Source organism: Intestinimonas massiliensis (ex Afouda et al. 2020), assembly GCF_900626285.1.
GTDB classification, from domain to species: domain Bacteria; phylum Bacillota; class Clostridia; order Oscillospirales; family Oscillospiraceae; genus Flavonifractor; species Flavonifractor massiliensis_A.
In genome coordinates this window covers 3032219-3045688 of sequence record NZ_LR131147.1, presented here as the reverse complement: position 1 = coordinate 3045688, position 13470 = coordinate 3032219, and the positions used below count along the sequence as shown (strand labels likewise).

Genomic DNA, 13470 nt, shown 5'->3' with positions numbered 1-13470 from the left:
AGGTCTTTTTATGAAGGAAGGCGTATTGCTTGTCGGCGAGCCGATGGGGCTGTTTATCGCCCAGGAGGAAGGGCCGCTGGACGCGGTTTCCAGCTACAGCACAGCCATTGCCGGCGCGGAGTACAACGTGGCGGTGGGCCTGCGCCGCCTGGAGCACAAGGTGGGCTATCTGACCAAGCTGGGTCGGGATCCCTTCGGAAAACGCATCCTGACCGGCATGAAGGAGAACGGGATCGGCACCGAACTGACCACCTTCTCCGACGAAAAGACCACCGGTTTCATGCTCAAATCCAAGACCTCTCACGGCGACCCGGAGATTTTCTACTTCCGCAAAGGCTCCGCCGCCTCCACGCTGTCCCCTGAGGATGTACGGGACCTGGATCTGTCGGGATACGGCGTGCTGCATATGACCGGTATTTCCCCGGCGCTCTCGGATTCCTGCCGGGCTGCTGTCCTGACGCTGATGGAGCGGGCCAGGGCAGAAGGACTGTTCCTTTCTTTTGATCCCAACCTCCGCCCCCAGCTGTGGCCCAGCCAGGCGGATATGGCGGAGTTTATCAACCGGGCCGCAGGCATGTGCGATCTGTTTTTGCCCGGGATCGCCGAGGGACGTCTGCTCACCGGGCTGGATGCCCCGGAAGACATTGCCGCCTTCTATCGGAAGCGCGGCACGAAAACGGTGGTGATCAAGCTGGGGCCTCAGGGCGCGTGCGCCTTTGACGGGGAGAACGGGTTCCAGGTGGAGGGCTTCCCGGTGGCTCATGTGGTGGACACAGTAGGTGCGGGCGACGGCTTTGCTGTCGGCGTGCTCAGCGGTCTGCTGGAGAACCTGCCGCTTTCTGAGGCGGTCCGGCGCGGCAACGCCATCGGCGCCATTCAGGTTATGAGTGTGGGTGATAATGAGGGCCTGCCCAATCGTGCGGAACTTGCACGCTTTATGGAGAGGAGCGGATGTGCTGTATGACCAATCTTTCTGACCAGCTCTATGCCGTTGGCCTGCTTCCCGTAGTGACGGTTGACAGCCCTGGCCATGCCGTGCCTCTGGCGCAGGCATTGATTGACGGCGGGATCCCGGCCGCGGAAATCACGTTCCGCACACCGGCCGCCGCCCAATCCATCGCGGAGATCGCCCAGGCGTTCCCCGACTTTCTGGCTGGCGCCGGTACGGTCCTGACGGTCCAGCAGGCGGAGGCGGCGGTTTCCGCAGGTGCGAAGTTCCTCGTCTCACCTGGATTGAATCCGGATGTGGTGCAGTGGTGTTTTGACCATGGTACCCCCATTTACCCCGGTATCTCCTCTCCCACTGAGTTGGAAGCCGCACGGAAACTGGGCCTGACCGAGGTGAAGTTTTTTCCGGCACAGCAGAGCGGAGGCTCCTCCATGCTGCGCGCCCTGTCAGCGCCCTACCCCCAGATGAGGTTCATACCCACAGGAGGGATCTCCGTACAGAATCTGGAGGAATATCTGGCGCTGCCCAACGTTCTGTGCTGCGGCGGAAGCTTCGTGGCCTCTGCCCGGCAGATCGCGTCGGGAGAATTTGACAAGATCCGGATGCAGGCAAAGCAGGCCGTTTCCGCCATACTGGATGCGCAGCTGCTCCATGTGGGCATCAATTGTACCGATGCGGCGCAGGCCCGGGATGTGGCCGGCAGCTTTCAGGACCTCTTCGGATTCGATGTGCAGGAAACGCCGGGCTCTTTCTTTGCCGGTACAGCAGCCGAAATCTGCAAAACCCCCTTCCTGGGTGAGCACGGCCACCTGGCCTTTTCGGTGGCGCACATTGAGCGGGCCGTTGCCTGGTTCCGTTTCAGAGGAATTGATTTCCGGGAGGAGACGCGTGTACAGGACGAAAAGGGACTGGTTGCTGTCTACTTTAAAGATGAGATTTCCGGATTTGCGATTCACCTGAGGCGTAAAGACAGGAAAGCCTAAAGCAGACGTTGGCGGACAAGCTAGATTGCTGCTTGTGCATTTGGCGCTTTGCAGAAATTGAGACTAGAAAAACGGTTGCCTATCAGTCTGAGCATAGAGTAGAGGAATGCGCTGCAAAACAAAAAGAGAGTTGCCGCTGGGCAGTTGCTACTGTTCTGGTAACTCTGGCCGTTGCTTCTGGATATTTGCGATGTTTGCTGATATTGTGTGTTGCTGCAAAGGAGGCGACACATATGGCGAAAAAGCGGGCCAACGGTGAGGGCAATATCAGGAAACGGAAAGATGGCCGCTGGGAGGGATGATACACAGCGGGATATGACCCGGAAATCGGAAAGGCTATCTACAAGAACGTACTGGGCAAGACCCAGACGGAGGCCGAAGGCCAGCCCAAGAGCCTCAGTGCCACGACGGTGCGGAACATCCACCAGATTCTATCCTCTGCCTTAAAGCTGGCGCAGGAGCAGCGGATCATCCTTGACAACCCGGCGGAGGGGAGCGCCCTGCCCAAGATGGAGCACAGGGAGATGAATACCCTTCCTGCGGAGCCGCTCCAGTCCTTTCTGAGGGGGGCCAGAGAAGGGCGTGTTTGAGCTCCACTGCCTGGAGCTGACAACAGGGCTGAGAAGGGGAGAGCTGCGTTCGGCGGCGGAGCACCCGCATCAACGGCGAGATCACCGAAGCTCCGCTGAAAACAAAAAACGCCTACCGCACTCTGCCATTGGCAGAGGATACGATAGACGTGCTGAAACGGGCAGGGCCGCCCCAGAGTGAGGTTCCACGATTTGAGACACACCTTTGCCGCCCTGGCCCTGCAAAACGGGGTGGATATCAAGACCGTCTCCGGTATGCTGGGGCACTTCTCGGCGGGCTTTACTCTGGACACCTACGCCTATGTAATCAGCGTCGCCCGGCGCCAGACGGCCCAAACGATGGCGAGGGTATTGGGAGGCGGATAAAACCAAATGAGAGCCCAGCGCAGCGGGTCGCATTTGGAAAGGAGGCGCAGCGGAGGGAGCGAGCCTTGCCGCAGACGGCGAGGAGAGCGATCCGGAGCTTGTGCCGACGTGGGTCAGAATCTGGGTCAGAAAAAGTACAAAAAAGCAAAAATAATCCGCTGGAATCATGCGATTCCAGCGGATTTCTGGTTGCAGGGGAAGAATTTGAACCTTCGACCTCCGGGTTATGAGGGCCTTATAGGAGAAAAAGGTTCTTAAATACGCAGTAATTACGTGGATTTGGGAACTAATTTTCGGGGCATATTCTTGATGTTTTTGCGAAATCCCCAGATGTATGAACGGTGATCTATCTGGGAGCGGATATTTTCAAGATTTGTGTTAGAAAAAATGTTAGAAAGATTGTCCCTGAAGAAATGTTGTGTCATCCAATAAAATGTCCCCGATTTCATCTGAGCTGAGGTTATTATAAGCACTTGTTTTGTTGTAGCGCCTGTTGCTGTAATTGGTACTATGCTCAGTCATTCGTTAAAGATTTGCGATTTTATTTAAAGTTTGTATTGGCGGGTTTAGTAAGGTTCACTGGCGCCATAACCAGGGTCAGAAGACAAATTATCATTGGCAGGTGTGGCATTGATACCAATTACTTTATCACCATCAGTAGTGATATAAATGAGGAAATCATCAGTCAGACTGTCCGCAATGGGAATGCTCATGCTCATATCCTCACCATACACAATGAAATCCCCATAATGAGAGATAGGATCATTGGGGTCCATGTAAATGTAAGACTCAGGACCATAGGCATAATCCGTACAGCGCATATCGGCCACGACCCCATACATGCGAACCCATTCGCCAATATGCTCATTTACAAAATTCCAGTTCGAATCGTAAGAATTATAATTGAGGTTGATTGCTGGCACTGTATCAGCGTCAGGTACTAAATTTGGAGTGTCATCCGTAGAACTTGGAGTGTTAGGTTCGTTGCTTTGGCTTTGTGTACTGATGTCAGGATTGTTGACTAAGACTGCATCCATAATGGCATACGTTCCGATAAATTCTTCGATAGAGCCAATGACGGTTATTTTATCATCTACCTTGATGGAATAAAGATCATTTGGATCGCGGAAGTAGATTGAATTTACGGCGTCAAAATATGCGCTATCAGCGTCAGTAGCTATAATCTTCAAATCGGTAATCATTACGCGCTTGCCGGCATAAGTGCCGATGACTCTTGCGATATTGGCATCTGCTTCCTCAATTAACTGTTCTGCACTGATACAAATATCATAGGAATTTTCAGAAGGGTAAGTAGGTTCAGGTTGCGATTGCTCCGATGTTAAAGATTCGTTTGTTCCGTCGATCTTTTCCAGGATAGCATTTTTTATTAGAACGCGGCCGCTAGAGTTAAAGCCGGAAAGTTCTCCTTTGATCACGATGCTGTCCATAGGAGCAATCTTGGCAACATCGTCGGGATTCTTAAAATAAATGTCAAAAAGAGCGTCTTGCGCCAGTCCGGAAGAAGGATCTGTGTTCCATATTACAACATCGGAGAAATGTATTTTTTCCCCGACATGTTCTTGTACATAATCACCTGGATACTCCATTTTATAAACTTCGTTGACGGAGATCACATCTGGATAGGAAGAAAAGATGTTGGTGCCGATATTAATTACAATCAGTACCACTACAAAAAGTAATAGCCCCAAAACAGCTCGTTTGATCCCGTTTAACAAAATGTGTTTCCCTTTTTCAACATATTCGTCTTCTGATGTATGTTCTTTGGACTGTTCATTCATGTGATCCATGGTGTATTCCTCCCAGATTTGTAAAGTCAGACTCAAACGTGGCTGATGTCTACTGCACCAATATATCATTATAACGTCATATAATCAATTAAAATAATACGTAATTTATAATCTAACGGAATTCCGTACTCCTGGGTAAAATATAATCACTAATTCCAGGAGGTACCCCATGCAGGAATTTGATGTTGTAGCTCGTATCCAGGAGCTCTGTCAGGCCCGCTCGTGGACTTATTACCGCCTGGCCAAGGCGTCTGGGATTCCTTACTCCACCCTGAGCACCATGCTCCATAAGACGAATGCGCCTTCTGTGCCGTCGATAATAAAGATCTGCGATGGATTTGGGATTACTCTGTCCCAGTTCTTTTCGGATCAGGATGAAAGCGCCAAACTGACGGCAGATCAAAAGCATTGTCTGGGCATCTGGGACAAGCTGGACAAGCCTGGCCAGGAGTTGGCGTTGGCCTATATGCAGGGGCTGGCAGACCGGCAGGAAAGTAAATCGAGCAAAAAGTAATTCCCTGGACAGGGCATGTCCAGGGAATTTTTTCAGTTGAGCTTTGCTTGGTTTTTTATGTACTCGACGATGGCCTGCTTGGGAATCCGCCAGACCCGGCCATTTCGATACCCCTTTAAGGTTCCGGCTCGCAGCAGTTCATAAAGCGCGTTCTTGCCGATTTTCAGTATCTCGCAGGTTTCCTCAGCGGTCAGTAGATCATCACAGCTCTCCAGCATAGCGGCAAACACCCCCCTCATTACAGGTACATCCAGATTCTTTGCACCGCGGACAGCGGCACTTGCGATCCTTACCTGACCGTGAGCCAGCCGTCCCTGCTGGGATGAGCAACCCTGTGGATATCAGTTGTTGTACGATTGCATTTTCAGACCGTTGAAGCGCAATGGCTATCTGGGAGATTCCATCACCATCCATAAAGCACCGACGCAGTTCATCTTTTTCCTCGTTGCTCCAGTATTCTCTGGAACGTTCAGAAGGAATTTTTCCCTCCCGTAAGGATTTTAGGATTTCTCTTTCATGTTCAAAGCGGTTCAGCATTGCTAAAACCTCCTTTATGGGATTTTACTTTTATGTTATGTTGTAGAAAATGACAAAGGAAGTTTTGCTGCCTTTATGGTTCAGGATTTGTTTTGCGCGCCCGATAGAGCGTGGCCTTCTTGATTCCGGTCAGCTCCTCAATCTCCGCCACCGTATGCTGGCCCGCCTCATAGAGCTTCAATGCCTGCCGGAGTTTATGGGGATCACAACGGGGCCGGCCACCCTTCCTGCCTCTGGCACGAGCGGCCTTCAGTCCCTCTATGGTGCGCTCGGCGATCACATCCCGTTCAAACTGGGCCAGGGCCGACATCAGAGTAAAGAGCAGCTTGCCTGTCGGGGTGCTGGTGTCAATCTGTTCCTTCAGGCTCACCAGCTGCACGCCCTTTTCCTTCAGCAGCTCCACCAGTTCGATCAGATCCTTGGTGCCCCTGCCCAGCCTGGACAGAGACTCCACCACCACAGTATCTCCCGGGGCCACATGGGCCAGCAATTTATTCAGCTCCGGCCTGTCCCGCCTGGTTCCGGTCATCTTCTCCTGAAACATTACCTCCACGCCATACTGACGGAGCAAATCCAGCTGCCGCTCCAGATTCTGGTCGGTAGTGGATACTCTGGCATAGCCGATTTTCTGATGGTTCATCACAGCCACTCCTGTCTCAAAAAGGGTTGGAAAACGCTACATAGATTTTGAAACGGCTTTTGGAACCAAAACAGGGGCCAGGACGGGCTTCTGCGCCCAGCTCCGGCCCCTGTTCCAAAAACCTTCGTTTTTTCCACTTACAGCGGAAGGCAGAGGATCTCTCCGTCCAGATCCAGAAAGAGCTCCGGGTGGAGAAAGCTCTGCCGGTACTGTTCCAGCTGTTCCTCTGTCAGACTGGCAAAATCCTCCCTGTCCGGAGGAGCGCCGCAGAGAAAAAGGTTCCGCGCACAATATCGTACAGTTTTCCATCCCTATCCCTCAGGGCCCGGTTGGCAGGCAGGCCCAGCAGCTTGCCCTCGTCGTTGCAGACCAGAGCCACAGGCTCTTCAAAGGGATAGAGCACCTGTATCGTGCCGCCCACCACCTTCTGCATGGATGACAGTTTCCGCCTGAACTCGCCCTGCCGGGGGGCCTTTCCCGGCTCCACAATCAATACCCTCATACCGTCTCACCTCTCAAAGATAGTCGCAGCCGTACAGGGCGTCCTCGATCTCATCGGTGGACCACCCCTCCAGCAGAAGCTGGTCGATCTGTTCTGCCGTATAGCCAAAGGAGGCCGCCACGCTTTTCAGCTGCTCCAGATAGCGCGGCTCGGGCGGACAGGGGGAAAATCGGCCCCAGCGCCTGCAATGGGGATACAACTCCCATCCCATTTCAAAGTGGTCTATCTGGACCTCTCCCCTCCGGTTGATGCTCAGAATATCGCCGCTGCTGACCGATACCTCCTCCGCCTGTTCCCACCGCAGCCAGGTACGGGCCACTGCCTGTTGCAGGATCGTCTCGGTTGAGGCATAGAGATAGAGTCCTATCCGTGGGAAATGGAGCAGGCAGAATGGATTATCCCCCTTGACCACGTACAGATTGTCCTGCTCATCCAGTATAGTAAACACAAAAGAGCCCTCCACCGCCTCTGCCATCTCCTTCAGGCTGGCCGGTGTGAGGGCTCTCTGCTGCTCAATGAGCTGTACGGCCACGTAGCTGTCCGTCTCGATCCGGGTAGAGGGCAGGCCATGGCTTCTGCGCAGCGACAGGTCATTGTAAAGAACGCCGTTGTGGGCCAGGGCAAATCTGGTCCCTGGCACCCGCCCGGCAAAGGGGTGGTTATTGCGGTTGTGCGCGGCGCTGCCCTGAGTGGTGAGGCGGGTGTGGCCCATCACCACCCGGGTGTCTTCGGGGATGCGGAACGGGAGCCGGTGGGCAGGACCGGGGCGTTTATAGATCCGCAGGCGGCCTGACGCGTTATAGGCGATGCCAGCAGCGTCAGTTCCCCTGGCTTCGCTCTCCGTAGCCAGGCAGGAAACCAGCCTGGATTTCTGGCGGCCGTTCAGGGTACGGCGGTAATCCATGAGGCCAAACAGGCAACACATCAGGCTTCCACCTCGCTCTCCACCGGCTCATTCACATAGAGCCGCCGCTCTTTCAGATACTGTACCAGCTCCGGATACCGCTCCGGCTGGATTCCGCATACAAAGGTGGTCCATGCCAGGGATTTCATCTCGTCATCAGACAAAAAAATCGCCGCATCGCAGATGCAGTTCAGCATCTCCAATGTGGCGAAGATTGTATTGACTTTCAGCGTCCCACGGAACATCCGGAACTCTACGGTATCCGGATTTTGCAGATTGACGCAGGTATAGCGGCCTCCATGGTAGCCTTTCTTGGCGTAATCCAGGATCTCCATGGGCTGCTCCTTGTAACCGTAGCGGGCCGCCCATCGCTCTAACTGTCGGGGTGTCCGGCGGGAAAACTTCAGCAGCTCCTCCCAGTGCTTTTCAAAGAAGTAGAGCACCCTGGCAATGGCCAGATCCTGTTCCCAGCTCTCGGTGCCAAAGGCAGCCCGGCTCACATGGACGTGCAGGCCGCAGGTGTTGGCCCGGTGACTGAGGTAGCCCAGGGATACCGCCTGCCCGCACACCTCTGCCCACGGGATGTGGCGGATCTGATACTCCAGGCTGGCCGGATGGGTCACCAGCTCCAGGCCGTCATCCAGGGAACCGTCGTGCTTGATGTACAGGTATTCTCCGTTCTGATTGCCTACCTCCAGCAGCGAGCGGGCGTTCCGTTTCAGCTCTCCGGCTCCGTCGATCTCCAGCTCCACCCCGAAGAAACGAGGGCCTTCCCCATAGAAAACAGGCCTGGGCTTGTAATAGTAGTCGTGGATGGGGGAGTCATCGGACAGGGTGTGGAAGCAGTCCGAGCAGTACGGGGATTCGTCATAGTCATCGTTTTCCGCGTAGTAGGCCTGGGACTCGTGGAGCAGCATTCCGCACCGGCAGCAGTTGGTATAGTTGTTGTCGTAGCATCTCTGGCAGAGCGGGACTTCGCTGCTGCCTGCGTTGTCCTCCTCCCAGATCCGCTCTCCGCAGTGGCGGCAGATCAGCGTCCGCTCCTCCAGACAGCAATTGCAGAGCTCCATGTCATCAAAGGGATGCAGATCTTCACCAGGGTGGGGCTCTCCGCACAGGCCGCAGGTTCTTTCTTCTTGCATATCAATTACCTCCATGATTTTTACCCCCGATCGCCTCGGGGTCATTCATGGAGATAATATCTAATTAAAAATAAAATGAATTACAAACATCATATATATCAAATCAACAACAAGCTGGAACGTCAGAACGCTTTTGTTCTGACGTTCCAATGTTTTAAAACTTTAAATTAATACAAGAATGATATATAATAAAAACACAATTTTGTGCATTGGGGAGCTGCCGTCATGAAAGATTTACCTGTGAAAGAGAAAGCTAAAAAGTGGAGTGATTTCGAACTTGCGGAACGATTTAAAGAGAAATCAATTTTGAAAAGAATTAACGGCGATATTCACATTTTTAATGGGAAATATTATGAGAAACTAGATCATATTGGACTAGAAAAAGAAATCATACGTCGGTTAAAGAGTGAACTACAGACCCTAACCGCCTCAAAGGTCAAGGCGGTTGTATATTTAATAGAAAGAGAAGATCTTGATGAGAGTACCCCTGCTGAGGCTGATGGTTGGCGGGGATTTGATGATGGCGCTTGGAACTGCTTTGAGAATAGGTTTGTACCATTTAGAGGTACGCCAGACACAGCATTTCCAGTCACTAGCATTACCTATTGTCTCAATGCTCGACTGTTTGCTGGACAGCTCACTGGAGAAGCGCGTATTCCTACACTCCAGGAACTTGGCCTGAGTAGACAAGAAAATGTTACAGGATACAGCCAATTTTCTTCATATACAATGCCTTATCAAGGTCAGACAACAGTTCCGTACACTATGCCGGTCGTAAATGGGTATTCTAATATGCGGCCAGATATTTTTTCAAACGCTCCATATCAAACCCCTAATATTGACCAGTTCTTATTTTCGATTACTAGAGGAAACCAGGAATTAGTTGCTCGCATATGGGAAATGATTGGATATATTCTTGCACCTGACACAAACGGTAAAGTGTTTTTCTTGCTGCAAGGTGTTCCCAATTCGGGGAAAAGTGTTCTGGGAAGATTTATAGAAGGATTCTTTCCGAAAGGACGGGTTACTTCACTGGATATTTCCAGATTGGGAGCAAAGTACTACCCCAAAGAACTTTTTGGAAGTGCCTTAAATCTATCCATGGATCTACCCAACAAAATGCTGCCCTTGGGTGCGGTGGCAAATATAAAGATGATGACCGGAAGAGACTTAATGACGTTTGAGTCAAAGTATGAGGATGCACGTGCTTATCGAGGGGAATGTAAGCTTTTGTTCTCGACGAACCATCGGCTAAAGTTCCGTGAAATAGATGATGCATTTTTGGAACGTATTGTGTGTATTCCGTTTGAATATGCTGTGGATGAAGGGGAACGAGACAGTCACCTTTTAGAGAAAATGAATGGGGAGAGAAATTACGCAGCAGTAAAGGCATTGTCACATTATTTGGCACTGAAAGAAAACAACTATCACTTTTCAGGGAGCTTTAAAGCAAAGATTGATGGAAGCATCTCAAATAGCACTGTTATAAACAGGTTTGTTGAGGATTGCTGCTATTTTTGTGGGTGGGATCAGCAGGGGACACATACACAGATTTTACATGAATCATACAAAGCATATTGTGAAGAGCATGGCTATCCTGCTTTAGACAGTACTGCGGAGTTCTCACGTCTGCTTTATTCGGAATATGGGAACAAAATTCAAAGCAGCAGGTGGAGGGAAAACGGCAGAAATGCCAATGGGTATAAAGGCATTAAGCTATATAAAATAATCCGTGATGAGGATGGAAAACTTGTAAAGGAACGAGAAGTGTAAGTGTATTAAGGGTGTTGTTTTGCCGTAAGGTGAGACAACACCCTTTTTCAGTCTGTTTTGTTTTTTGAAATGCTACAAAGCTAAAGAAGCTCTTTCTGAATGATAAAAAATGATTTGAAAGGAACTATAAAGTAAACCCGTTAGGGGAAGGGTCATGTCCCTTCCCCGACGGAAGTTTAACCGCCGTCAGGCGGAAGATAGCCTAGTTAAATTTAGAAAAGGAGTGTATTTTAATGGGGAAAATATCTGTATATGTAAAAGAACAAGAGAAACGACAGATTGCCGAATATGCAAAACAATCAAATCTTTCCATCAGCCAGTATCTGTTATCCAAGGGGCTGGATAGGCCAATCATTTCCGACCGTCTAAAAGCCAAAATTGCTTCAATTGCGTGTCAGATCTATTATGAGGCGGACCAATTAGAAGCGGATTCCCGTGAGCAGATGAAAAACCTGGGAGGTGTTCTGTATGGCTTACTTGAAGATCCGACATAAAGAGCAGGAAGGCTACATTGGAGGGAAGTATCACGACAGAGATTCCTTTCATGATGTTATTAGCTACGTCCTGAGGCCAGAAAAGACGCCGTCACACTACATCGGAGGAATTGGTGTGGATGTTTTATATGCTGCTGCACAGATGGAGACTTTATCAGCCTGTTTTGGCCAGAACCAAGGTGTACATCTCCGCCACATGATTCTTGCCTTTGAGAATGGAGAATTGTACCGATCCAGAAAACACGCTTTGGCGCTGGCCTATCAGCTGGCTTATCCAATTGCCCAATTTTATGGGGATTGCTATCAGGTTATTTATGCCGTACATGAGGATACAGATAACGTACATATTCATTTTGTGATGAACACAACCAATTACAGGACAGGGAGAAAATACCCTGGAACAAAAGAAGATTATTATCGCTTTGTACGGCATGTAGAACATATCCTTGAGCCTTATGGCTGCAAAGTGAAATTGCTCAGAGACCGAACAGAATGGGAAGAAGAACTGTTCTGAAAGTTTCTGTCAGTGCGGCAGATCGTAATTACATATTATCTTCTTGATGCAAGTACTCCGGTGTGCAGGACAATGCACACCGGAGTTTTTGCCCGTTGGTAAAAAATAAAACCCAGCGAACAGACAAATAGCACTTAAAAAAACCAATTTGGAATCAAGAAAGGTGATATGTGATGAAACAGCATGAAAAAGACAAATTGTTTGAAAATTATCCTGACGTACTCAGTATCAAAGACCTGCGGCAGGCTTTGGGGATTGGAAGAATCGGTGCATACAAACTCCTGGAAACGGGAGAAATCCAGAGCTTCAAGATTGGGAATGCCTATAAGATACCAAAAAGCGCTTTGATCGACTATATGAACCGGCAGTGCTGTGTAGTGCGGAAAGAAGGTGAGCAGGCATGACCGGCAGCCTTCAGATCAAAAACGGAAAATACTATGGGGTGTTGAACTTTAAAGACCAACAGGGGAAGCGGGTTCAGAAGTGGATCTCACTGGGCCTGGATGTGAAAGGGAATAAAAGAAAGGCAGAGATCCGGCTGAATGAGCTTTTGGCCCAGTACCAGGGTATTGAGAATGTCGAGCCTATGAATACGCTTCTCAGCAAGCACATTGCAGCATGGATCGAAATGGATCGGCCCAACATCACAGTTACGACCTACAATCAGTACGTCAATATTCTGAACCTGCATTTGGCCCCTTATTTTGATCCAAAAAAAATCACGGTAAGCAGTGTGACCGCCGGAGATCTGGAGGACTACTATACCTTCAAAATAGCTGGCGGCCTGAGCCCCAATACAGTGATCAAGCACCATGCGGTCATCCGCTCGGCCTTGCAGTGGGCAGTCAAGCATCGGTATATCCGTGAGAATGTGGCTGATTTTGCAAACAAGCCTGAACGAGTCAGATACCACGGACCACAGCCCTACAGTGTGGAAGAAGTGGCGCAGCTTCTTCAGGCGACGCAGCATGACTCTATTGCGGTTCCCATATTTCTGGCCAGCTTCTATGGCCTGCGTCGGTCTGAACTGTTGGGCCTGCGCTGGTCGGCCATTGATTTCGGCGCTGGGACGATTTCTATTTCCGCTACTGTTGTAAAAGAGAAAATCGACGATCAGATTAAAACGGTTGTGCGGGATGGTGTGACCAAAACGGAGACCAGCCAGCGGACGTTGCCCCTTTGCCCGTATACCTATCAATATTTTGTCAACCTCTATCACGCCCAGCAGTATCAAAAGAATCTGTGTGGTGCGTCCTATAACCAGACCTATCTGGACTTTGTCTGTGTGGACGGCATGGGGAACCTATTGCAGCCTGACTATGTGTCCCAGAAGTTTCAGCAGCTCTTGAAACAGTATGAACTGCGACCCATTCGATTCCATGACCTCCGCCACAGCTGCGCCACCATCATGCTGTATCTGGGCTATTCCCTGAAAGATATTCAGACCTGGCTGGGCCACAGCAATTATAATTTTACGGCGGATACCTACTTGCATACGGCACCAACCGCACACATGCAGATGGCAAATACTTATTCGGAAAAACTTAAAGCATTGTTACCTACGCAAACAAAAAATTCCGATACGTAGAAATAGGTAAAACGGGGGGCATTTCATGCCCCCCGTAAATGCTACTTAATTCTATTTGTATTATAATGGAAATATAGGCCTTTCCACTTGCCCTTTTTAGAGATTATCGACTATAATAGAATTAGAAAAACATATCCTGTACCTTACTATTGTGTTGGGACAGAGC

At 50.4% G+C, this 13470-nt stretch carries 16 protein-coding genes; 9 read left to right on the top strand and 7 right to left on the bottom strand.

Annotated elements, in window-relative coordinates; all coding sequences use genetic code 11:
• Positions 1-10 precede the first annotated feature (10 nt).
• The 3 genes from E0E41_RS15005 to E0E41_RS14995 all read left to right on the top strand — a co-directional run bounded on the left by E0E41_RS15005 (position 11) and on the right by E0E41_RS14995 (position 2888).
• A complete protein-coding gene (locus tag E0E41_RS15005; protein ID WP_130870561.1) occupies positions 11-964 on the top strand; it encodes a sugar kinase in 954 nt (317 codons plus the stop codon).
• Positions 961-1932 (top strand): bifunctional 4-hydroxy-2-oxoglutarate aldolase/2-dehydro-3-deoxy-phosphogluconate aldolase, encoded by a 972-nt coding sequence (gene eda / locus E0E41_RS15000; RefSeq protein WP_130870560.1) that lies wholly within the window; start codon positions 961-963, stop codon positions 1930-1932. The genes E0E41_RS15005 and eda overlap by 4 nt, the downstream gene beginning before the upstream one ends.
• Positions 1933-2699: 767 nt before the next feature.
• Positions 2700-2888 (top strand): tyrosine-type recombinase/integrase, encoded by a 189-nt coding sequence (locus E0E41_RS14995; RefSeq protein WP_130870559.1) that lies wholly within the window; start codon positions 2700-2702, stop codon positions 2886-2888.
• 566 nt (positions 2889-3454) lie between these two features.
• Here E0E41_RS14995 and E0E41_RS14990 read toward each other — a convergent pair.
• On the bottom strand, positions 3455-4696 hold the full coding sequence (locus E0E41_RS14990) for a hypothetical protein (protein WP_130870558.1): 1242 nt from the start codon (positions 4694-4696) through the stop codon (positions 3455-3457).
• Positions 4697-4865: 169 nt separating this feature from the next.
• On the opposite strand from E0E41_RS14990, the gene E0E41_RS14985 reads away from it, so the two are divergent.
• The gene (locus E0E41_RS14985) at positions 4866-5210 is read left to right on the top strand and encodes a helix-turn-helix domain-containing protein (RefSeq protein ID WP_130870557.1); all 345 of its coding nucleotides are present in this window, start codon (positions 4866-4868) and stop codon (positions 5208-5210) included.
• Positions 5211-5242: 32 nt separating this feature from the next.
• Here the strand turns inward: E0E41_RS14985 and E0E41_RS14980 are convergent, their stop codons facing one another.
• The 6 genes from E0E41_RS14980 to E0E41_RS14955 all read right to left on the bottom strand — a co-directional run bounded on the left by E0E41_RS14980 (position 5243) and on the right by E0E41_RS14955 (position 8935).
• The gene (locus E0E41_RS14980; protein ID WP_130870556.1) at positions 5243-5428 is read right to left on the bottom strand and encodes a helix-turn-helix domain-containing protein; all 186 of its coding nucleotides are present in this window, start codon (positions 5426-5428) and stop codon (positions 5243-5245) included.
• The gene (locus tag E0E41_RS14975; protein WP_130870555.1) at positions 5412-5747 is read right to left on the bottom strand and encodes a hypothetical protein; all 336 of its coding nucleotides are present in this window, start codon (positions 5745-5747) and stop codon (positions 5412-5414) included. The genes E0E41_RS14980 and E0E41_RS14975 overlap by 17 nt, the downstream gene beginning before the upstream one ends.
• 73 nt (positions 5748-5820) lie before the next feature.
• The gene (locus E0E41_RS14970) at positions 5821-6387 is read right to left on the bottom strand and encodes a recombinase family protein (protein ID WP_130870554.1); all 567 of its coding nucleotides are present in this window, start codon (positions 6385-6387) and stop codon (positions 5821-5823) included.
• 229 nt (positions 6388-6616) lie between these two features.
• Positions 6617-6889, bottom strand: coding sequence for a DUF3846 domain-containing protein (locus E0E41_RS14965; protein ID WP_242623799.1), 273 nt, complete (start codon positions 6887-6889; stop codon positions 6617-6619).
• 13 nt (positions 6890-6902) lie between these two features.
• Entirely contained in the window at positions 6903-7814 is a 912-nt protein-coding gene (locus E0E41_RS14960) for a class II glutamine amidotransferase (protein ID WP_130870553.1), read from the bottom strand.
• Positions 7814-8935 carry an amidoligase family protein gene (locus E0E41_RS14955; RefSeq protein WP_130870552.1) on the bottom strand — a complete coding sequence of 374 codons (1122 nt, stop codon included), beginning with the start codon at positions 8933-8935 and terminating at the stop codon, positions 7814-7816. Before E0E41_RS14955 ends, E0E41_RS14960 begins: the two co-directional genes overlap by 1 nt.
• A gap of 225 nt (positions 8936-9160) precedes the next feature.
• Here E0E41_RS14955 and E0E41_RS14950 point away from each other — a divergent pair, with 225 nt between their 5' ends.
• The 5 genes from E0E41_RS14950 (at position 9161) to E0E41_RS14930 (ending at position 13304) form a co-directional block, all read left to right on the top strand.
• Positions 9161-10708 (top strand): DUF5906 domain-containing protein, encoded by a 1548-nt coding sequence (locus E0E41_RS14950; RefSeq protein ID WP_130870551.1) that lies wholly within the window; start codon positions 9161-9163, stop codon positions 10706-10708.
• Positions 10709-10941: 233 nt separating this feature from the next.
• Positions 10942-11202, top strand: coding sequence for a plasmid mobilization protein (locus E0E41_RS14945; RefSeq protein ID WP_130870550.1), 261 nt, complete (start codon positions 10942-10944; stop codon positions 11200-11202).
• The gene (locus E0E41_RS14940) at positions 11177-11716 is read left to right on the top strand and encodes a relaxase/mobilization nuclease domain-containing protein (protein ID WP_130870549.1); all 540 of its coding nucleotides are present in this window, start codon (positions 11177-11179) and stop codon (positions 11714-11716) included. The genes E0E41_RS14945 and E0E41_RS14940 overlap by 26 nt, the downstream gene beginning before the upstream one ends.
• 173 nt (positions 11717-11889) lie before the next feature.
• On the top strand, positions 11890-12120 hold the full coding sequence (locus tag E0E41_RS14935) for a helix-turn-helix domain-containing protein (RefSeq protein ID WP_207303228.1): 231 nt from the start codon (positions 11890-11892) through the stop codon (positions 12118-12120).
• Positions 12117-13304 carry a tyrosine-type recombinase/integrase gene (locus E0E41_RS14930; RefSeq protein WP_130870548.1) on the top strand — a complete coding sequence of 396 codons (1188 nt, stop codon included), beginning with the start codon at positions 12117-12119 and terminating at the stop codon, positions 13302-13304. Before E0E41_RS14935 ends, E0E41_RS14930 begins: the two co-directional genes overlap by 4 nt.
• Positions 13305-13470: the final 166 nt, after the last annotated feature.

Excerpts from the sequence above, each read along its gene's own strand:
- E0E41_RS15005 (WP_130870561.1), top strand. The coding sequence starts at position 11 with ATGAAGGAAGGCGTATTGCTTGTCGGCGAGCCGATGGGGCTGTTTATC.
- eda (WP_130870560.1), top strand. The coding sequence starts at position 961 with ATGACCAATCTTTCTGACCAGCTCTATGCCGTTGGCCTGCTTCCCGTA.
- E0E41_RS14990 (WP_130870558.1), bottom strand. The coding sequence starts at position 4,696 with ATGGATCACATGAATGAACAGTCCAAAGAACATACATCAGAAGACGAA.
- E0E41_RS14985 (WP_130870557.1), top strand. The coding sequence starts at position 4,866 with ATGCAGGAATTTGATGTTGTAGCTCGTATCCAGGAGCTCTGTCAGGCC.
- E0E41_RS14980 (WP_130870556.1), bottom strand. The coding sequence starts at position 5,428 with ATGCTGGAGAGCTGTGATGATCTACTGACCGCTGAGGAAACCTGCGAG.
- E0E41_RS14975 (WP_130870555.1), bottom strand. The coding sequence starts at position 5,747 with ATGCTGAACCGCTTTGAACATGAAAGAGAAATCCTAAAATCCTTACGG.
- E0E41_RS14970 (WP_130870554.1), bottom strand. The coding sequence starts at position 6,387 with ATGAACCATCAGAAAATCGGCTATGCCAGAGTATCCACTACCGACCAG.
- E0E41_RS14965 (WP_242623799.1), bottom strand. The coding sequence starts at position 6,889 with ATGAGGGTATTGATTGTGGAGCCGGGAAAGGCCCCCCGGCAGGGCGAG.
- E0E41_RS14960 (WP_130870553.1), bottom strand. The coding sequence starts at position 7,814 with ATGTGTTGCCTGTTTGGCCTCATGGATTACCGCCGTACCCTGAACGGC.
- E0E41_RS14955 (WP_130870552.1), bottom strand. The coding sequence starts at position 8,935 with ATGCAAGAAGAAAGAACCTGCGGCCTGTGCGGAGAGCCCCACCCTGGT.
- E0E41_RS14950 (WP_130870551.1), top strand. The coding sequence starts at position 9,161 with ATGAAAGATTTACCTGTGAAAGAGAAAGCTAAAAAGTGGAGTGATTTC.
- E0E41_RS14945 (WP_130870550.1), top strand. The coding sequence starts at position 10,942 with ATGGGGAAAATATCTGTATATGTAAAAGAACAAGAGAAACGACAGATT.
- E0E41_RS14940 (WP_130870549.1), top strand. The coding sequence starts at position 11,177 with ATGGCTTACTTGAAGATCCGACATAAAGAGCAGGAAGGCTACATTGGA.
- E0E41_RS14935 (WP_207303228.1), top strand. The coding sequence starts at position 11,890 with ATGAAACAGCATGAAAAAGACAAATTGTTTGAAAATTATCCTGACGTA.
- E0E41_RS14930 (WP_130870548.1), top strand. The coding sequence starts at position 12,117 with ATGACCGGCAGCCTTCAGATCAAAAACGGAAAATACTATGGGGTGTTG.